The organism is Planobispora longispora (assembly GCF_016863135.1).
In the GTDB taxonomy this organism is placed as follows: domain Bacteria; phylum Actinomycetota; class Actinomycetes; order Streptosporangiales; family Streptosporangiaceae; genus Planobispora; species Planobispora longispora.
In genome coordinates, this window is record NZ_BOOH01000004.1 from 56534 (window position 1) to 75594 (window position 19061).

At 73.3% G+C, this 19061-nt stretch carries 20 protein-coding genes; 4 read left to right on the forward strand and 16 right to left on the reverse strand.

What is annotated here, in order from left to right:
• Positions 1-196: 196 nt before the first annotated feature.
• On the forward strand, positions 197-1873 hold the full coding sequence (locus tag Plo01_RS02590) for a bis-aminopropyl spermidine synthase family protein (protein WP_239315816.1): 1677 nt from the start codon (positions 197-199) through the stop codon (positions 1871-1873).
• A 52-nt stretch (positions 1874-1925) separates the two neighbouring features.
• Positions 1926-2306: a response regulator transcription factor gene (locus Plo01_RS02595; protein ID WP_203888829.1), complete on the forward strand. Its 381-nt coding sequence runs from the start codon at positions 1926-1928 to the stop codon at positions 2304-2306.
• Here the strand turns inward: Plo01_RS02595 and Plo01_RS02600 are convergent.
• The 16 genes from Plo01_RS02600 to Plo01_RS02675 form a co-directional block, all read right to left on the reverse strand.
• Positions 2269-4338 carry a sensor histidine kinase gene (locus Plo01_RS02600; RefSeq protein ID WP_203888830.1) on the reverse strand — a complete coding sequence of 690 codons (2070 nt, stop codon included), beginning with the start codon at positions 4336-4338 and terminating at the stop codon, positions 2269-2271. The genes Plo01_RS02595 and Plo01_RS02600 overlap by 38 nt on opposite strands.
• Positions 4339-4568: 230 nt before the next feature.
• Positions 4569-5192, reverse strand: a complete 624-nt coding sequence (locus Plo01_RS02605; RefSeq protein WP_203888831.1) for a hypothetical protein — start codon at positions 5190-5192, stop codon at positions 4569-4571.
• A 22-nt stretch (positions 5193-5214) separates the two neighbouring features.
• The gene (locus Plo01_RS02610) at positions 5215-6180 is read right to left on the reverse strand and encodes a hypothetical protein (RefSeq protein WP_203888832.1); all 966 of its coding nucleotides are present in this window, start codon (positions 6178-6180) and stop codon (positions 5215-5217) included.
• Entirely contained in the window at positions 6177-6896 is a 720-nt protein-coding gene (locus Plo01_RS02615) for a VIT1/CCC1 transporter family protein (protein WP_239315817.1), read from the reverse strand. The genes Plo01_RS02610 and Plo01_RS02615 overlap by 4 nt, the downstream gene beginning before the upstream one ends.
• Positions 6893-8155, reverse strand: a complete 1263-nt coding sequence (gene lgt, locus Plo01_RS02620) for a prolipoprotein diacylglyceryl transferase (protein WP_239315818.1) — start codon at positions 8153-8155, stop codon at positions 6893-6895. The genes Plo01_RS02615 and lgt overlap by 4 nt, the downstream gene beginning before the upstream one ends.
• 26 nt (positions 8156-8181) lie before the next feature.
• A complete protein-coding gene (locus Plo01_RS02625; protein WP_203888833.1) occupies positions 8182-8931 on the reverse strand; it encodes a DsbA family protein in 750 nt (249 codons plus the stop codon).
• Positions 8931-9446 (reverse strand): MauE/DoxX family redox-associated membrane protein, encoded by a 516-nt coding sequence (locus Plo01_RS02630; protein ID WP_239315819.1) that lies wholly within the window; start codon positions 9444-9446, stop codon positions 8931-8933. The genes Plo01_RS02625 and Plo01_RS02630 overlap by 1 nt, the downstream gene beginning before the upstream one ends.
• Positions 9447-9757: 311 nt before the next feature.
• Positions 9758-10552 (reverse strand): tryptophan synthase subunit alpha, encoded by a 795-nt coding sequence (gene trpA / locus Plo01_RS02635; protein WP_203888835.1) that lies wholly within the window; start codon positions 10550-10552, stop codon positions 9758-9760.
• Between the two features lie 73 nt (positions 10553-10625).
• Entirely contained in the window at positions 10626-11870 is a 1245-nt protein-coding gene (trpB, locus tag Plo01_RS02640) for a tryptophan synthase subunit beta (RefSeq protein ID WP_203888836.1), read from the reverse strand.
• Positions 11871-11875: 5 nt separating this feature from the next.
• On the reverse strand, positions 11876-12685 hold the full coding sequence (gene trpC, locus Plo01_RS02645) for an indole-3-glycerol phosphate synthase TrpC (protein WP_203888837.1): 810 nt from the start codon (positions 12683-12685) through the stop codon (positions 11876-11878).
• A gap of 179 nt (positions 12686-12864) precedes the next feature.
• Positions 12865-13320, reverse strand: coding sequence for a DUF2752 domain-containing protein (locus Plo01_RS02650; RefSeq protein ID WP_203888838.1), 456 nt, complete (start codon positions 13318-13320; stop codon positions 12865-12867).
• A gap of 111 nt (positions 13321-13431) precedes the next feature.
• Positions 13432-13878: a DUF4190 domain-containing protein gene (locus Plo01_RS02655; RefSeq protein WP_203888839.1), complete on the reverse strand. Its 447-nt coding sequence runs from the start codon at positions 13876-13878 to the stop codon at positions 13432-13434.
• A gap of 152 nt (positions 13879-14030) precedes the next feature.
• Positions 14031-14828 carry a Trp biosynthesis-associated membrane protein gene (locus Plo01_RS02660; protein WP_203888840.1) on the reverse strand — a complete coding sequence of 266 codons (798 nt, stop codon included), beginning with the start codon at positions 14826-14828 and terminating at the stop codon, positions 14031-14033.
• Positions 14825-15172, reverse strand: a complete 348-nt coding sequence (gene hisI, locus Plo01_RS02665; RefSeq protein WP_203888841.1) for a phosphoribosyl-AMP cyclohydrolase — start codon at positions 15170-15172, stop codon at positions 14825-14827. The genes Plo01_RS02660 and hisI overlap by 4 nt, the downstream gene beginning before the upstream one ends.
• Positions 15162-15911 (reverse strand): cache domain-containing protein, encoded by a 750-nt coding sequence (locus Plo01_RS02670; protein ID WP_203888842.1) that lies wholly within the window; start codon positions 15909-15911, stop codon positions 15162-15164. Before Plo01_RS02670 ends, hisI begins: the two co-directional genes overlap by 11 nt.
• Positions 15912-15941: 30 nt before the next feature.
• The gene (locus Plo01_RS02675) at positions 15942-16670 is read right to left on the reverse strand and encodes a FadR/GntR family transcriptional regulator (protein ID WP_239315820.1); all 729 of its coding nucleotides are present in this window, start codon (positions 16668-16670) and stop codon (positions 15942-15944) included.
• A gap of 87 nt (positions 16671-16757) precedes the next feature.
• Between Plo01_RS02675 and Plo01_RS02680 the strand changes: the two genes are divergently transcribed.
• Positions 16758-17786, forward strand: coding sequence for an ABC transporter ATP-binding protein (locus Plo01_RS02680; protein ID WP_239315821.1), 1029 nt, complete (start codon positions 16758-16760; stop codon positions 17784-17786).
• Between the two features lie 16 nt (positions 17787-17802).
• The gene (locus Plo01_RS02685; RefSeq protein ID WP_203888845.1) at positions 17803-19026 is read left to right on the forward strand and encodes an ABC transporter substrate-binding protein; all 1224 of its coding nucleotides are present in this window, start codon (positions 17803-17805) and stop codon (positions 19024-19026) included.
• The last annotated feature ends 35 nt before the right edge of the window (positions 19027-19061 follow it).

Sequence of the window (19061 nt, forward strand, 5' to 3'; positions counted from 1 at the left end):
CCATTTCACCAACCAGCCGGAGAAGCATGTTATTCCAGCTCATAGCAGCTGGCCATACCGTTTCCCCCTTATAGACGTCTTCCTCCCCTGCCGGGCACGGGGGTCTTCTCCCCGTCTTGACAGGCGCGCGGCCCGCGGGTGAAGGGAGGCGTCCGCCGGTCGCCGCCGCCGCACCGCTCTCCCTTAGGGTTGGGCCGTGAACGGGATCGAGGAGCTGCTGGAACGGGCCGGGGTGGACGGCAGGCGGCTGCGGGTGGCGCTGGCCCTGCTGGGCGAGGGGCGCTGGTGGACGCTGGCCGACCTGGTCCGTGAGACCGCGACGTCGCGGCGGGCCGTGGAGGCGCTGCTCCGGGTGGTCGAGCTGGAGCGTTCCGGCGACCGGTTCCGGCTCCGCGCCCCGCTGACCGGCCGGACGGGACCGGCCGGGTCAGCCGGGTCGGCCGGGTCGGCCGCGGCGAACGGAGCGGCCGGGGCGGCGGATCCGGCCGGTCCGGCCTCTCTCGCGGACCCGGCCGATCTCGCGGCTCTGGACGCCGCCGGGGCCCGGGGCCCGGCCGACCCGGTGGCGCACCTGCTCCCCCGGCACGCCGGGATCCTCGCCCGGATGGAGGAGATGGTCGCCAAGGCACCCCGCGGCCGCCAGGCGCTGGACCACGTGGCCGCGACCGCCGAGACCGTGGTCCGGCGGGCCCTGCTGATGGAGACCCGGTTCTGGCTGCCCGGGGCCCGGCTGCTGTGCGTGGGCGACCACGACCTGACCTCGCTGGCGACGGCGATGCTGCAGCCGCGCGCCGAGGTGGCCGTGGTGGACATCGACGAGCGCATCCTCGCCTACATCGCCGAGCAGGCCGACCGGCTCGGGCTGAACGTCCGCACCCGCTGGGCCGACCTGCGCCTGGGACTGCCCGCCTCGGTCCACGGCTGGGCCGACCTGGCGATCACCGACCCGCCGTACACGCCGGAGGGGGTGGGCCTGTTCACCGCCCGCGCGGTGGAGGGACTCGGGGACCGCGAGCGGGGCCGGATCCTGCTGGCGTACGGCGCCGGCGAGCACACCCCGGCGCTGGCGCTGAAGGTCCAGCACGCGCTGTCGGCGCTCAACCTCGTCAGCGAGGCGATCTACCCGGACTTCAACCGCTACCACGGAGCCGAGGCCATCGGCTCCGCCGCCGACCTCTACGTCCTGCGCCCCACCACCAAGACCTGGCCCGCCGTCGCCGCCCGCGTGGACGCCCTCAGCACCGCCATCTACACCCACGGCCCCCAGTCCGTCGAGTCCCGCCCCGCCGCCTCCGCCGCGGCGGACGGGATCGGGGCCGGGGACGGGTTCACCCCGGCGGTGCTGGTGGGCGAGTGGCCGCGGGAGACGCTGCCCAAGACGCCCCGGGCGCGCCTGGCGACCTGGCTCGCCAAGCCGTACGCCAGCGACCCGGCCGAGGTCGCGATCTCCGTGCCGGCCGGCCTGGAGGCCGCGCTCCCCCGGCTGCTCCTGGCCACCCGGGCCGCCCGCGTCCGGGCGGTCCTGGCCGCGCCGCCCGCGGATCTCCCCTTCGCGCTGCTCTCCCCCGTCTACGAGCTGTCCTGCGACGGCCCGGTGGTCCATGCCGTACGGCGCCCGCTCCCGGAGACGGACGAGGGGCGGGTCCTGCGCCGCATCCTCGACAACGCCCACGGCAAGCTCGCCAACACCTGGCGCGAGGCCCTCATCAGGGCCCGGGGTGATCTGACGAAGAAGCAGGCCAGGGCGGTCGTCGCGGAGGCCGCCCCCTGGTGCGGGGACGTCACCGTGCTGGAGCTGCCCGCCCACCGGCTGGCGGAGCTCGCCGCCGCGGTGACGCGTTCCCTCCACGCCGCCGCCCCTGAAAGGGACTAATAGCGGCACATGTGGGCAAATACCCCACGGCCGTTCGGAAAGGGCGAGGGGTATGCCGAACATCCTGGTCGTCGAGGACGACGACGACATCCGCGATCTGATCGTCTTGCAGCTGCTCCAGGACGGTCACCACGTGCGCGCGGCCGCGACCGGTCCGGAGGCGCTGGCCGCCGTCGAGCAGCAGCACCCGGATGTGATGGTGCTGGACTGGGTGCTGCCCTACCTGACCGGGCCGCAGATCTGCCGCCGGGTACGGGCGATGCCGCAGGGCGGGCGGGTCAAGGTGCTGATGCTGACCGTCCGCATCGCGGACGCCGACATGGCCGAGAGCCTGGCCGCGGGGGTGGACGCCTTCATGACCAAGCCCTTCGACATCCACGAGCTGCGGGCGCGCATCATGGACCTGGCCCCGCAGGACAGCGGCGTGGGCTGAGATCCGGGGCGTCCGCGGCGGGCAGCGTGAAGTGGAACCGCGAGCCCCCGCCGGGGTTGTCCTCCACCCCGATCACGCCGCCGTGCCGCTCGACGACGCGCCTGCAGATGGCCAGGCCGAGCCCGCTGCCGTGGTACGGGCCGCCCACGTGCGCCCGGTAGAACCTCTCGAAGATCATTTCTTGCTGTCCCGGGGGGATGCCGATGCCCCGGTCGGCGATCTCGACCCGGACCCACCCCGGACGCTCGATCGCGGAGGTGATGGTGATCTCCGGCCGCTCCCCCTCGGGGGTGTACTTCACCGCGTTTCCGATCAGGTTGTCCAGGAGCTGGCGCAGGAGCGCCCGGTCCGCCCGGACCGCGTCCAGCTCGCCGATGTGGAACACCGGGGCCCGCCCGTCGTCCGGGCCCGCCGGGAGGTCGCCGCGGGCCGCGGCCACCTCCCGCGTGATCCGCCCCAGTTCGATCGGGATGGGCGCGATGGGCGCGTCCCGGGCGGTGGCGTGCGCCAGCAGGTCGTGGATCAGCTCCCGCATCCGGGACGAGGCCCGCCGGATGCGGGTGACGCATTCGCCCACCCCGCCCGCGCCCTCCTCCCCGCCCGCCCGATTCCCGGCGGCGGCCAGGACCTGCGTCCAGCCGTCGATGGTGGTCAGCGGGTTGAGCAGGTCGTGGGCCACCACACCGGCGAAGGCCGCCAGCTCGTCGCGGTGCCGCCGCTCCTCGGTGACGTCGTGGAAGACCACGACCGCGGCCCGCTCGTCCGCCGGCAGCCGGGTCGCGCTGACGTTGAGCAGGCGGTTCTCGGCCATGCCGGGGGCCCGCACGAGCACGTCCATGTCACGGACCTCGTGCCCGGCCAGGGCCAGCATGTACGGCATCTGCTCCCTGCCGATGGGCGTGCCGTCGGGGTGGGACAGGTTGTAGGCGTCGGCCGTGCCCGGCGGATCGGCCGGACCGAGCAGCCGGTGGGCGGCCGGGTTCCGCATGACGAAACGCCCCCCGGCGTCGATGACGGCCAGCCCGTCGTGCATCGACTCGACGATCGCCGTCAGCATCCCCGCCTGCTCGGACGCCTCCTTCTCCGCCGCGGCCAGCCGCCGCAGCAGCGCCTCGCGCTCGTCCCGGCTGAGCGCCAGCGCCAGTCCGATCACGGAGACCATCCCGACGAAGACCTGCGCCACGAGCACCCGGGAGATGGGCTCGGCGATCAGGGCGAACGGGCCCACGCCGTACAGGGTGAAGACGATGGCGGCGGTGCCCAGGACGAGGTCGTGCAGGGCCACGAAGGTGGTGCCGAACCGGACGGCGGCCCAGACCGTCACCGCGACCAGCAGGAAGGCCAGCGGCAGATCGTGCCTGATGCTGAACGTCACCACGTACGCCGCCGCCGACGCCGTCACCAGGAGGCAGAACTCCGCGATCCGCCGGCCGGGCACGCGGCCCAGCGCGTCCGGGAGGGTCAGCCCGGCGGCCCGCCGGGCGAGCACACGCCCCACGCGCAGGCCCAGCGCGGTGATCGTCACGATGCTCACGACGTTGCGCGCCAGCCACACCATGCCGGTCAGCGGCGACCACTGGCCGGTGGCCGTCCCCAGAACGGCGGACCCGACGAGCGCGCCGAACAGCGCCCCGGCGAGAGAGGCCGCCAGCAGCCCCCACAGGTGCCGTACCCCGTCGAAGTCCCCCAGCCCCGAGGAGTTCCACAGGTCGGGGCAGAGCCGGGCGAACACCCACAGGAACACCAGCGTCTGCCCCAGGTTCGCCACCGTGAAGACGACGCTGAGCCACAGGGGCACGCCGGTCGCCAGGTTGACCGCGAACGAGGCCGACGCCAGCAGCAGCGCGTCCATCCCTCGGGACCGTCGGCGCCGCTGCGCCAGCAGCCACACCGTCCCCACCCCGGCCGCCGGCCACATCAGGCCCAGCACCGTCCCGCCGGCCGCGCTCAGCCGCCCGGCCTCCAGCGCGGCGACGTACAGCACGGTGAACACCGCCGTACGGCGCAGCGCCGCGCCGTCGCCGGACCTCATCGGCCGCCCGCCGCGCCGGGGACGGGAACGGGCGGCGGGGCCGGGCATCGCGGCATGGACGGCGGGCGTGGCTCCGACGGCGTCACGGGCGTCCCTTCAGCGGATGGGCCGGGCGGTGGCGGTGCCCGGGCGCCCCGTCCCCCGCAGGGTCCGCGCTCCCGGTGCTCTCAGAGGCCAAAAAGTAGCCGAGAGCGACCGGTCACCCCGGGGACGACACGGGGTGACGGCGTTTACTTCACCAGCCGTTTCTGGATCACGAAGCCGAGACTGTCGAGCGCCACCTGCGGCTCGGTCAGGTCCACGCGGCCTCCGGTCCCCACGGGGGCGACCCAGCTCACGGTGACGTAGTGGCCCAGCGCGCGGGCCTGGGCCCGGCTGCGGGAGCCGTCGAAGCCCTCGGGGGTGCCCGGCGCGGTCCGGACGAATCCGCCGCCCTTCAGCGCGGCCACGAGCCGGTCGGCGGCGGCGGAGTCGGCCAGGTTGAAGATGAGGAACTGCCCGGAGACCCGCCCGTCCGGGGTCGCGTAGCGGGCGCGCAGCGCCTGGGTGCATCCGGCGACGGCCGTCTCCACGGTTCCCCACACGGCCTCGGCGCAGCCGGTCAGCGTCTCGGTGCCCGCACGCAGCAGGGTGGTCCCGCCGGAGGCGACCGAGTCGGCCGGGAAGACCTCGGCGACGGTCAGCGGCTCGGGGTCGAGCGCGCGGGTGGCGATGGGGATGTAGTGGTCCGTGGTCCGCTCGCCGCGGAAGGTCGCCGCGCGCGGGGTCTCCTCCCCGCCCGCCAGCCACCGGAACGCCGCCGCCCCGGCGGCCGTGAGCAGAACGGCGGCGGCGACGGCGATCCACTTGCGCATGGGCACCGAGCTTACCGGGCTCTCACGGGGTCGGGGCGGCGCTCGGCGAGGCCGCGACGACCCGGCGGAACACGGCCTTCTCCGCGTTCCTGACGGCCAGGGCCAGGGAGACGAAGTCGTCCTTGGCGTCGGGCTCGGCCCCGTCGGTCCTGCCGATCCAGACCAGGCCCGCGTAGTGCCCCATCGCGTGGCCGCTGGCCTCGGTGTGCCCGCCCGCGGGGAAGGCCGCCGTGCCCGACTCCAGGGCCAGCGGCCAGCCGCCCCGGTGCAGGGTCGTCAGGGACGTCGCCAGCGCGTCGGCGGAGGCGGTGTCACGCAGGTTGAACAGGGTGTACTGGGCGACGTAGCGGCCGTCGGCGCTGAGGTAGACGCCCCGGACGACCTGGCTGCACCCGCCCGCGGCGAGCTGGGCGGCCAGTTCCCGGCCCCACACCGCCGCCGCGCAGTCGGCGCCGGCCTCGGTGCCGGCCAGCTTCAGCGTGATCCGCCCTTCCTTCAGCGTCTTCTCCCCGAAGACGTCCTTCACCGTCAGCGGCTTGGGGTCGGCCGTCCGCTGCGCGATCGGCGCGAACAGCTTCGGGGAGGGCCAGCCCTTGTAGGTGTCGGGCCGGGGCTGGGTGCCGATCGCCGCGGCCGTCTCCCGCGCGGGCGTGTAGTCGTCTCCGATGGAGGTGACGAACATGACGAACGCGACCACGGCGGCCACCACCCCGGTCACCGTGCCGCCGACCACGACCAGCAGCCGCTGCCTGCGGCTCAGCCCCTTCTCCTCCAGCCAGGAGGGATCCCGTCCCTCCGCGCGGGCGGAGGCGCGGCGCTTGCGGGACCTGGCGGGGCGGGGCTCCCGGGCGGGGGGATGCTCCGGCGGGTCCGCCGGGCGGCGGGGGTCTCCCGGCGGGGGGCCGGGACGCGCTCCCGCGGCGGCGGGGGCGGGGCGGTCCTGGGATCCGGCCGCGCGGCGGCGCCTGCGGGCGGGGGTGGCGGTCACAGAGCGGTCCCTCCCAGGAGGTTGCCCAGGCCGAAGGTCAGTGCCGCGGCGGCCACGCCGACGGCGAGCTGGCGCAGCCCGCTGTACCACCAGCTGCGCGCGGTGACCCGGGAGACCAGCGCACCCGCGCCGAACAGAGCCAGACAAGACACGATCGCCGAGGTTACCAGGCTGGTGACGCCCAGCAGGTACGGCAGGAGCGGCAGGAGCGCCCCCACGCCGAAGGAGAGGAACGAGGAGACCGCCGCGATCTTCGGCGAGGGCAGGTCGGCGGGGGTGACGCCGAGCTCGGCCCGGGTGTGCACCTCCAGGGCCTTGCCGGGGTTGCGGGAGATCTGCCGGGCCACCTCGGCGGCGAGGCCGGGCTCGACGCCCTGCGCCACGTACATCCCGGCGAGTTCCTCCTCCTCGGCCTCGGGGTGGCGCTGCAGCTCGCGGCGTTCGACGTCGATCTCGGCGAGGGCGAGCTCCCGCTGGCTGGCCACGGAGACGTACTCGCCTCCGGCCATGGAGAACGCGCCCGCCGCCAGCCCGGCCGCCCCGGCCAGGGCGATGACCTTCGTGTCGTCGCTGCCCCCGGCGACGCCGGCGATGAGGGCGAAGTTCGAGACGAGCCCGTCCATCGCGCCGAACACCGAGGGCCGCAGCCAGCCGCCGCTGACGTCCCGGTGCTCGTGGTGCATCTCGGCACGTCCCGGGGACCCGCCGGTGCTCACGACGTGCCCTTCTCCCCCTCGGTGCTCGCGCTCACCGGCTGGGGAGATGTCTTGCCCTTGCTCTTGCCCTGGCCGGTCGCCGGGCCGCCCGTCTCGGGCTCGTCCGCCTGGTCCGCCGGGTGCGCGGGGTCGGCGGGCTCTTCGGAGTCTTCGGCGGTCGCACTGGTCGCGCCCTCCGCCACGGTGACCTCGTCCCCGGTACCGGCCTCGTCTCCCGCGGTCTCGGCCCCGGTGGTCTCGGCCCCGGCGCCGGTCTGGTCGCCGGTGTCCGGATCCGCCTGGTCCGCCGGGTGCGCGGGATCCACCGGCCCGCCGTCGGGATCCGCGTCCGCGACGACGTCCGCAGAGTCGTCCGCGGTGTCGCCGGCCTCGTCCCCGTCCGCCCTGTCCGTCCCGTCCGCCGGTGAAGCGGTCACGGTGGTCTTCTCGTCCTCGGACGCGGTGCCGACCGACTCCTCGGCGGTCTTGTTCCTGGCCCGCCAGAAGTAGAAGAGCGCGCCGAGCAGCAGGACGATCGAGGTCCACTGGTTGAGCCGCAGGCCCAGGATCTCGTGGGCGGCGTCGACGCGCAGCCCCTCGATCCAGAACCGGCCGAGGGTGTAGCCCGCGACGTAGAGCGCGAACACGCGGCCGTGCCGCAGCGCGAACTTCCGGCCCGCCCAGATCAGCACGAACGCCAGCGCCACGTCCCAGATCGACTCGTACAGGAACGTGGGGTGGTAGGTGTCCTCACCGGGGACCGTGCCCGGCCTGTCGGGGTCGATCTCCAGGCCCCACGGCAGGTCGGTCGGGCTGCCGAACAGCTCCTGGTTGAAGTAGTTGCCCCAGCGGCCGATGGCCTGGGCCACCGCGATGCCCGGGGCGACGGTGTCGGCCACCGCGGACAGGGAGATCCCCCGGCTGCGGCAGCCGAACCACACGCCCAGGGCGCCGAGCGCGATGGCCCCCCAGATGCCCAGACCGCCGTTCCAGATGAACAGCGCCTCGATGGGCCGGTTGGGCGCGTCCTCGGCGAAGTAGAGCTGCCAGTCGGTGATGACGTGGTAGAGACGCCCTCCGACCAGGCCGAAGGGCACGGCCCAGACGGCGAGGTCCACGATGGTGCCCGGGGCGCCGCCCCGGGCACGCCAGCGGCGTTCGCCGATGATGACGGCGACGACGACGCCGAGCACGATGCACAGGGCGTAGGCCCGGATGGGGATCACACCGAACAGGTGCCAGACCCCTTGGTCCGGGCTGGGAATCGAGGCGAGGGGCATGTCAGGTGACGTTACCGTGTCCGGGGCTACTTCGCGGCATCAAGCACGGCTTGGCGGAGCGCGGACGGGTTGAAGGGCTCGTTCACCAGCTCGGTCCCGTTGAGTTTCACGGTCGGCGTGTGCTCGAGCTTGGCGGCCGCCAGCTCCTTGTCGCTGTCGGCGAGGTAGGCGGCGGCGTGCTGCTGGCTCCGCACGCAGGCGGCGAAGTCCGGGTCGGTGACCCCGGCGTCCTCACCCCAGGCGATCAGGTCGTCGATCGCGAAGCCCTCGGAGCCCTCCGCCGGCTGCTCCTCGAACAGCTTGTCGTGGAAGGTGACCCAGGCGGGTCCGGCGGGCACGCAGCGGGCCGCCGCCGCGGCCCGGACGGAGTTGGCGTGCAGGACGCCGGTCTCCTTGCCGAAGATCGTGACGGTGTGGAAGACCACCTTGGCCCGGCCCTCGGCGGCCAGGTTCTTCAGCGTGGCGGCGCTGGTCTCCTCCAGCGACTTGCACGCCGGGCACTGGAAGTCCTCGTAGACGTCCACGACGGGCTTCTCCACCCCCGGCTTGGCCATCACGATCGTGCCGTCCGCGGCACGCGTGACCGGCGCGAGCGCCGTGGTCGCCTGCTCGGGCTCGCTGCTCTGCGCGGCGAACCACCAGCCCGCGCCGATGGCGCCGGCCGCGACGACCACCGTGGTCGCGATGGTCGCGATGCGCTTCTTGCGCTCCCTCTCGCGCTCGGCCTCGCGCTGCGCCTTCATCCGCTCCCGGGCTTCCCGCGCCTCCTTGCCCATCAGTCGTCCTTCCCTTCCCCGAGTTCGTCGTCGCTCTCGGGATCGTCGTCGTATTCGTCGGACTCCCGGCCCGGGGTCAGCCCGAGGACCGAGTCGAGCGCAAGCCGTCCCGGCGGGAACCAGGCGATGATCACGCCGAGCGCGAAGAGACCGAAGTCCCGCAGGATGTCGATGAGATAGGTGGGACTCTCTCCCGCCGCGAGCTGGCCGCCGCCGCCGAAGCAGCCGCAGTCGATCCGCAGGCCGCGCGCCCAGGCGGAGGCGATGCCGATGACGAACGCCAGCATGAGCAGCGCCGAGACGATGCCCGCCACCCGGGTGAGCAACCCGACGACCAGCAGGATCCCCACGACGATCTCCAGGATGGGCAGGCCGTAGCCCACCGCCGTGGCGACCGATTCGGGGAGCAGCTGGTAGGCCTTGACCGCCTCGACCGACAGGACCGGGGCGCCGATCTTGCCCCAGCCGGCGATGATGAGCACGGCGGCCAGAACCAGCCGCGAAACGGTCGTCACCCAGGGTAGCGCCGCACGCGACCTCGTGGGCCCGGACATGTGCGAAGTCACGACGGTCATCGTCTCCCATTCCCGATCCCGGCCGTGGCGATTACGCGCGAGCGCGCGTGGTGGCTGAGAGAAACCTCATCATGGGCTGGATAAGTGCCGAATAAGCCGCCGGACGGGGCCGTGCGGGGCTCGCTGCCGCGCATGGGAAACGCCGCCGCGCATAGGAAACGCCGCCGCGCATAGGAAACGCCGCCGCGCATGGAAAACGCGGCCGTCCCGATCGACGGCCGCGTTTCCGACGGGACTCGGAGGGTGACCGGTCAGGCGCGGACGCCCGCCGCCAGCTCGGCGCCCAGCTCGCGGACCGCCGCCAGGCCGGAGGCCTCGTCGGGGGCGTCCAGGAGGCGGCGGATGAACGCCGAGCCCACGATGACGCCGTCGGCGTAGCCGGCCACCTCGGCGGCCTGCCTGCCGTTGCCGACGCCCAGGCCGACGCAGACCGGCAGGTCCGTGTGCGCGCGGGTCCGCTCGACCAGGCCCTGCGCGGCCGAGCTGACCGAGTCGCGGGCGCCGGTGACGCCCATCAGCGAGGCCGCGTAGACGAAGCCGGTGCAGCAGTCGGCGACGGCCTTGATGCGCTCTTCGGTGGAGCTGGGGGCGACCAGGAAGACCGTGTCGATCCCGGCGTCGGCGCTGGCCTGCCGCCAGGGACCGGACTCCTCCGGGGTCAGGTCCGGGGTGATGGTGCCCACGCCGCCCGCGCCGGCCAGGTCGCGGGCGAACCGCTCGGCCCCGTAGCGGTCGATCGGGTTCCAGTAGGTCATGACCAGAGTCGCGGCGCCCGTCTTGGCCACGCCCTCGACCGTGCGCAGGACGTCGGCGATGCGGGTGCCGTTGGTCAGCGCCCGGTGCACGGCGTCCTGGATCGTCGGCCCGTCCATGAGCGGGTCGGAGTAGGGCAGGCCGATCTCGATCACGTCGCAGCCCGCCTCGACCATGGCGGTGGCGGCCGCGATCGCGCCGTCCTTGGTGGGGAATCCGGCGGGCAGGTAGCCGACGAGGGCGGCGCGCTCGTCCGCCTTCGCCTTGGCGAACACCGTCTGGAGAGTCGTCATCGTGAGTTCCGTTGCGGTTCGGGGCCGCGGCGTCCCCTCCGGCGGGCGGACCGGAGGGGGAGCACGCATGCTGTCAGAGGTTGAAGTACTTCATCGCGGTGCCCATGTCCTTGTCGCCGCGGCCCGAGAGGTTGACCAGGATGGTCGCCTCGGGGCCCAGCTCGCGGCCGAGCTTGAGGGCTCCGGCGAGCGCGTGCGAGGACTCGATCGCCGGGATGATGCCCTCGGTCCGGGCCAGCAGGGCGAACGCCTCCATCGCCTCGGCGTCGGTGATGCCGTGGTAGGCGGCGCGGCCGGTGTCCTTGAGCCAGGCGTGCTCGGGGCCGACCCCTGGGTAGTCGAGACCGGCGGAGATCGAGTGGGACTCGATCGTCTGGCCCTCCTCGTCCTGCAGGACGTAGGTGCGCGAGCCGTGCAGCACGCCGATGGAGCCCTCGGTGAGGGTCAGGGCGTGCTCGCCGGTCTCCAGGCCCCGGCCGCCGGCCTCGTAGCCGTGCAGGGCGACGCCCTCGTCTTCGAGGAAGGCGTGGAAGATGCCGATCGCGTTGGACCCGCCGCCGACGGCCGCGCAGACGGCGTCGGGCAGCTTGCCGGTCAGCTCCAGCATCTGGCGGCGGGCCTCGACGCCGATGATCCGGGCGAAGTCGCGGACGATCTCCGGGAACGGGTGCGGGCCCGCGATCGTGCCGAACAGGTAGTGGGTGGTGTCGACGTTGGTGACCCAGTCGCGGAAGGCCTCGTTGATGGCGTCCTTGAGGGTCTTGCTGCCGTTGTGCACCGGGACCACGGTCGCGCCGAGCAGCTTCATCCGGGCCACGTTCAGCGCCTGGCGCTCGCAGTCGACGGCGCCCATGTAGATGACGCACTCCAGGCCCATCAGGGCGGCGGCGGTCGCGGTGGCGACGCCGTGCTGGCCGGCGCCGGTCTCGGCGATCACCCGGCGCTTGCCCAGCCGCTTGGTCAGCAGGGCCTGGCCGAGCACGTTATTGATCTTGTGTGCGCCGGTGTGGGTCAGGTCCTCGCGCTTGAGGATGATCCTGGCCCCGCCCGCCTGCTCGGAGAAGCGCGGCACCTCGGTGAGGGTGGTCGGCCGCCCGGCGTAGGTGCGCAGCAGGTGGTCGAACTCGCGCAGGAACGCGACGTCGTTCCTGGCCCGCTCGTACTCGGCGGCGACCTGGTCCAGCGCCGGGATGAGCGCCTCGGGCACGTAACGGCCGCCGAAGATGCCGAACTTGCCGTGCACGTCCGGGTCGTCGCCGTGGACGCCGTTGCCGGCCAGGTCCGCGGCGGTGAGGATGGTTCCCTCTGTCGCAGTCACTTGTCTCACTGTCCCTCGGGTCGGGATGCGGGGTGGGCGCCGGCGGTGACCAGGTCCACCACGGCGGCCCGGGGGTCCTTGCCGGTGACCAGGCTCTCGCCGACCAGGACGGCGTCGGCGCCGGCCCTGGCGTAGGCGAGCAGGTCATGAGGGCCGCGCACGCCCGACTCAGCGATCTTGATGATGCCCTCGGGGATCTTCGGGGCCAGCGTGGCGAACACCTCGCGGTCCACCTCGAGCGTCTTGAGGTTCCGCGCGTTGATACCGATGATCTTCGCTCCGGCGTCGACCGCCCGGTCGAGCTCCTCGGCGGTGTGCACCTCCACCAGCGGTGCCAGCCCGATCGACTCGGCCCGCTCGATCAGCGAGACCAGGGCGTTCTGCTCCAGCGCGGCCACGATCAGCAGGGCGAGGTCGGCGCCGTACGCGCGGGCCTCCCACAGCTGGTAGGAGGTGACGATGAAGTCCTTGCGCAGCACCGGGATGTCGACGACCGCGCGCACCGCGGCCAGGTCGTCCAGGCTGCCGCCGAAGCGGCGCTGCTCGGTCAGCACGCTGATGACGTGCGCGCCGCCCGCCTCGTAGTCGGCGGCCAGGGCGGCCGGGTCGGCGATCGCGGCCAGCGCGCCCTTGGACGGGCTGGAACGCTTCACCTCGGCGATGACCGACACCTGGTCGCCGCCGAGCGCCTTGTAGACGTCGCGGGGGGCGGGCGCGCGCTCGGCGCGCTCCTTCAGGTCGGCGAGCGACACGGTCTGCTGCCGGTCGGCCAGATCGGCGCGGACCCCTTCGATGATGTCGTCCAGAACGCTCACTTGGCCTCCTCGTGAAGCTCGTCGATCAAGTTCGCGGACGCTGCTGCATCCGCGGTCCGCTCGCTCCGCTCACTCACGAGACAGGTCCCTCCCGATCGATTGCCCTTGTCCCGCCGATGGTATCGGCCTGGATGAGGTTGCTCGGCCAGGGGGTGAGACGTACTGCCGCGCATAGGGACTTATGGGGCCATAAATTCCCCAAAAGGCAGATTTCGCGCTATCCAGAAAGCGATCATTAATCCGAGGAAGGCCCACGCGTATACCGGCCGGACCAGCGTTCCCGCGACCGGCTCGCCCTTCCGGGACCTCCAGGACCGCGCCGCCCAGCGCCCCCACAGCAGCAGGGCGAGGGGGAGCCCGAGCACCAGGAGCGGATTGAGGCCGACAGCCGTGACCGGGTCTCCGTGGGCCAGCGCGTGCACGGCCCGCAGGCCGCCGCACCCGGGGCAGTAGAACCCGGTGAGCGCGAGGAACGGGCAGGACGGGTAGTGGCCGGGCTCGTTCGGGTCCACCGCGGCGACGAAGGCGACCCCGGCGCCCGCGGCCAGCGCGACGCCCAGCGGCGCAAGCGCGGCCCATCCGCGGGTCCGCCGCGCCGCGGCCCCGCCCGGCCCCGCCGGTCCGCCGGCTGTCATCGGCCCGCCCCTCGTCATCGGCCCGTCCGGGTCCGCCGACCACGACGACCTGTCACACGGCCACGATATCCGAGCGGCCGGACCCGGGCGCCGGACAATCGGCGGACCGGGTCAGACCCCCGAGTAGGTGGCGGCGGTCCCGAAGATGACGCCCAGGATTCCCAGCCAGATCAGCAGCACGATGACCCAGCAGGCGACACCGAAGTAGGACAGGACCAGGCCGGCGATCGCCATGCCCCGCCCCTCCTCGCCCGTCTTCTTGATCTGGCCCAGCGAGACGTGCCCGAGAACGATGCCGACGAGCGAGGTGATCCCGCACACGAACAGCCCCGCGATGCCCATGACCAGCGTGGCGATGGCCATGCCGTTGTTGGGACGGGGCGGCGGGGCGCCGTAACCGTAGCCGTAGGGGTCATAGCCGCCGGGGGGCGGCGCGCCGTAGCCGCCCCCGCCGGGCGGGCCGTACCCACCCCCGCCGGGCGGGCCGTACCCGCCTCCGCCGGGGGGCCCGTAGTCGCCAGGAGGCCCGTAACCACCCGGCTGCTTGTCATAGCTCATTAATTTCTCCCCTTTATCCGAGTCGCGATCGGAAGCCTAGCGACAACGCCCCCGCCAGAAGAGACATGATCACTCTATGGATCGGGTGTGACCACCATAAAGCGGATATGACAGACGCGTCGCGGGTATGCCGCCACACCCGGAAAACGATGTCAGCCGGTCCGGTCCTCACGCTCGGCGCGCCCCCCGCGCCCCCCGCGCCCCCCGCGCCCCCCGGGCTCCACGGGCCCCGCGGGCCCCGCGGGCTCCTCCCCGCCGGACGCCGAACGCCCCGGCCCGGCCGCCGGGTCGGCCGTCGGGTCGGCGCCGCCGTCGATCGCGTCCCACAGCGCCCGCTCGCTCGCGGGCCCGCCGGCGGGCCCGTTCCCCGCGCCGCCGGAGCCCGTTCCAGGACGGTCGTACCGGGCGGACATGCCCGGCCACCGGTGACCGCGCCAGGCGGCCGCCATCCCCGAGGCCAGCAGGATCAGCCCGCCGACCGCCGCGACCGAGGGCCAGGCCCAACCGACCGTGAAGGCGGCGAGGCCGGCGTCCTCACCGACGGCCGCGGCCCCGTTCAGGCTCGCCTCCATCGCCGCGGCCCGCGCGCCGGCCCCGGTCCCGTGCCGGACGCCGGCGAGCACGCCCAGCCCGCACAGCGCGATCACCGCGCCGACCGCCCGGCGTGCCCAGCCGCCGGTGGCGAGTACGGCGACCACCGCCGCGAGGACGGCCAGCGCCACCGGGCTCAGGGACGGCACGGCGGTGGAGCCCGTCAGAACGGACGGCTCGGAAGCCCCCGCTCCCGGCCCGCCGTCACCGAGCACGACCCAGCCGCGCCCGGCGGCCAGCAGCACCAGCCCCGCGCCGGCCGCGCACGCGAGCACCCAGGCCCACAGCGCCCGCCTGGCGTCCGCCCCGGGAGCGGCGCCGGTTCCCGTCGCGCCCGCGCCGGCCTCTGCGGAGCTCACGCCGAGTTCACCGTCAGCTCTCCGGCGTCGAAGCAGGTACGGTCGCCGGTGTGGCAGGCCGCGCCCGTCTGGTCGACCTTGAGCAGGATCGTGTCGCCGTCGCAGTCCAGGGCCACCGACTTGACGTGCTGGACGTGGCCGGAGGTGTCGCCCTTCACCCAGTACTCTCCCCGGCTGCGCGACCAGTAGGTGGCCCGGCCGGTGGTGAGCGTGCGGTGCAGAGCCTCGTCGTCCATCCAGGCGAGCATCAGCACCTCGCCGGTGTCGTACTGCTGGGCGACGGCGGGCACCAGCCCGTCGGCGGTGCGCTTCAGGCGGGCCGCGATGGCGGGGTCAAGGGACATGCGGCAATTGTGCCGCAACCAGGGCCAGGGGCAGATCCCGGCACGGGTGCGCCGCCATCCCGGGGGCTCCCCGGAAGACCGATCCGGCCAGGTGCCGGGCGGTGGTGGAGGCCACCACCCGGCCCTGCCGGTTGACCAGGAACGCCGGGCCGGGCACCCCGCGCAGCACGGGCAGCACCGCGACCTCGAACCGGCGCACGAACACGTCGGCCGCCGCGACTCCGGCGAACTCTCCCCGCTCCCCCCGCCCTCCTCCCCTGAGCACCGGAACCGACAGGGTGAGGGAGTACTCGTCGGTGCACAGGAAGTCCACGTACGGCCCGGCGAGCGTGCGGTCCTCCCCGGAACGGGGGCCGGAGAACCAGTCCCAGTGCGAGTAGTCGTAGAAGGCGCTGCTGGCGGGGTCCATGTCCCGCACCAGGCGCACGGGGTCGCCGGAGGAACTCTCCTGCCACCACTCCAGGTACCACGGCGCGTCGGAGAGCAGGCCGGGCGCGGCGATGAACCCGATGCCGGACACCAGCCCGCCCAGGCGGGGCAGGAGCAGCGGGCGCAGCGCGGCGAGGTCGCCGCTGACCGGCGCCGGGCCCAGGACGGCGGTCACGGCGTCGCGCACCCGGTGGAGCTCCGCGAAGACCCCGTCCACGATGGCGGCGACGGCGCAGGCGGCCTCGGCGGCCCCGCCTGCCGGGCCGCCGGGCGCCGTGCCGGGTGCCGGCAACGTACGGAACTCACTCACGTCGATCCACCGCCCTTGACGCGCTGACGCTCACGGCTCCCGCAGCCGCAGCTCGATGAGGTGCTCCACCGCTTCGAGGACGTGCCGCTCCGCCAGGTCCCTGGCGCGGTCGCCGTCGCCGCGGTGGACGGCCTCGGCGATGGCGCGGTGCTGAGCCGACGGACCATGTTCTCCCGTGTGGGCCAGCCAGAGCAACGGTCCGATGTCAGCCTGTAACCGGATCTCTTCCTGAGTGAGTCGCGCCGACTGGGACACGGCCGCGACCTCGATGTGGAAGCGCCCGTGCAGTCTTCGCAGGTGGGCCTCGTCCCCCGTGGCGGCCATCTCCTCCAGGGTGCGGCGCAGCGGCGCGAGGTCCTCGGGCAGCGCGCGCTGGGCGGCCAGCCGGGCCGCGGCCCCGGCGATGGCGGCGTAGTGGTCGCCCAGGTCGCGCAGTTCCTCCGCGGTGAGGCCGCGCAGGCGATCGGTCAGGCTCGGGGCGTGCTCGGGCACCCGGACGAAGCTGCCGCCGCCGCGCCCGCGCCGCGTCTCGACCATGCCCTGCTGGCGCAGGGCCATCAGGGCCTCCCGTAGGGTGACGGTGGAGACACCGAGCTGGGCCGCGAGCTCGGCCTCGCTCGGCAGTTGCTCGCCGTCGGCGAGCAGGCCCAGGGCGATCGCGTCGGTGAGCCTGCGGACCACGGCGTCCACCCGCGCGGTGCTGTCCACCGGAGCGAAGGCGGCCAGGCGGGACCGCCACCTCGTCGTCGGCTCGCCCACCCGCGAACACCTCATTTCTCGGAGCCCGCCCCAGTGATACCGGATCGGCCCTTGCAGTTAAACATTTAAACCCATATGTTTCCGGTCATGTCAGACCCAGCGGTGAGGCTGAGCGGCCTCCGCAAGAGCTTCGGCGCCGTCCACGCGGTCACCGGCGTGGACCTCGACATCGCCGACGGCGAGTTCTTCGCCATGCTCGGGCCCTCGGGCTCGGGCAAGACGACCGTGCTGCGGATGATCGCCGGCTTCGAGAGCCCCACCTCGGGCACGGTCGAGCTCGGCGGCGTGGACGTCACCCGGCTCGCCCCCTTCGAGCGGGACGTCAACACCGTCTTCCAGGACTACGCGCTGTTCCCGCACATGAGCGTGCTCGACAACGTCGAGTACGGCCTGCGCGTCAAGCGGGTCCCCCGGGCCGAGCGGCGCGAGCGGGCCCTGGCCGCGCTGGCCTCGGTCCGGCTGGAGGGGTACGAGCGGCGCCGTCCCGGGCAGCTGTCCGGCGGCCAGCGTCAGCGGGTCGCCCTGGCCCGCGCCCTGGTCAACCGACCCCGGGTGCTGCTGCTGGACGAGCCGCTCGGCGCGCTCGACCTCAAGCTCCGCGAGGAGATGCAGGTCGAGCTCAAGTCGATCCAGCGCGAGGTCGGCATCACCTTCCTGTTCGTCACCCACGACCAGGAGGAGGCCCTGACCATGAGCGACCGCGTCGCGGTCTTCGACCGGGGCCGCGTCGAGCAGGTCGGCACCCCCGCCGAGATCTACGAGCGCCCCGCGACCGCCTTCGTCGCCGGGTTCGTCGGCACCTCCAACCTCATCTCCGGCAGCGCGGCCCAGGCCGTCCTGGGCAGGGAGGGGACCTTCAGCGTGCGGCCGGAGAAGCTGCGCGTGGCCGCGCTCGGCGACCCGGTGGACGGCGCCGAGCACAGCGCGACCGGGACCGTCAGCGAGGTCGTCTACGCCGGGCCCGCCACCCGGTTCGTGGTCGAGCTCGACGCGGGCGGCCGGCTCATCGCGCTCCAGCAGAACCTGCAGGTCTCGTCCATGGACGTGATGGGCCTGCGTGGCACCAAGGTCCGGCTCGTCTGGCACCGCCGGCACGAGTTCGCGATCGTCTCGTAAGAAAGGTCGTCAGCAGATGCGATCCGCCCCCCGCCTCGCGGCCGTGCTCTCCACGGTCTCCGCGCTCGCCCTCGCACTCGCCGCCTGCGGCTCCGACGCCGGTTCCGGGCCGTCCGGCGCGGCTCCCGCCCCCGGCCAGAGCGGTTTCACCCCGCCCGAGCTGGAGGCCCTGAAGTCCCTCGGCGCGAGCGAGGGCCAGGTCAACATCGTCCACTGGGCCGGTTACGCCGAGGACGGCTCCAACGACCCCAAGGTCGACTGGGTCACCCCGTTCGAGAAGGCCAGCGGCTGCCAGGTTAACTCCAAGCTCGCCGGGACCTCCGACGAGATGGTTAACCTGATGAGGACCGGCGAGTACGACGCCGTCTCCGCCTCCGGCGACGCCTCGCTCCGGCTGATCGCCGGCGGCACCGTCGCGCCGGTCAACACCTCGCTGATCCCCAACTACGCCGACGTCTTCGAGGGCCTGAAGAACAAGCCGTGGAACTCGGTGAACGGGGTCTCCTACGGCGTCCCGCACGGCCGCGGCGCCAACCTGCTCATGTGGCGCACCGACGTCGTCAAGCCCGCCCCGGACTCCTGGAGCGTGGTCTTCGACGCGGCCTCGCCGTACAAAGGCAAGATCACCGCCTACGACTCGCCCATCTACATCGCCGACGCCGCGGTGTACCTGATGGCCACCAAGCCCGAACTCGGCATCAAGAACCCCTACGCGCTGGACGACACGCAGTTCCAGGCCGCGGTGGACCTGCTCAAGCAGCAGCGGCAGCTCGTCGGCGAGTACTGGTCGGACTACACCAAGGAGGTCCAGGCGTTCAAGAGCGGCGACTCGGTGGCCGGCACCACCTGGCAGGTCATCGCCAACGTCGCCAAGGGCGACGGGGCGACGGTGGAGGTGACGCTGCCCAAGGAGGGCTCGACCGGCTGGTCGGACACCTGGATGGTCGCGGCGAAGGCCAAGAACCCCAACTGCGCCTACAAGTGGCTCGACTGGATCATCTCGCCGAAGGCCAACGCCCAGGTCGCCGAGTACTTCGGCGAGGCGCCGTCCAACGCGAAGTCCTGCGAGCTGACCGCCGATCCGAAGCACTGCGACACCTTCCACGCCACCGACGAGGACTACTTCTCCAAGGTCTGGTACTGGACCACCCCGATCGCCCAGTGCCTGGACGGCCGGACCGACGTCACGTGCAAGGACTACGCGGAGTGGACCCGCGCCTGGACCGAGATCAAGGGCTGACCGGGCGGGCCCTCCCCCTTCTCCGCCCCCGTGCG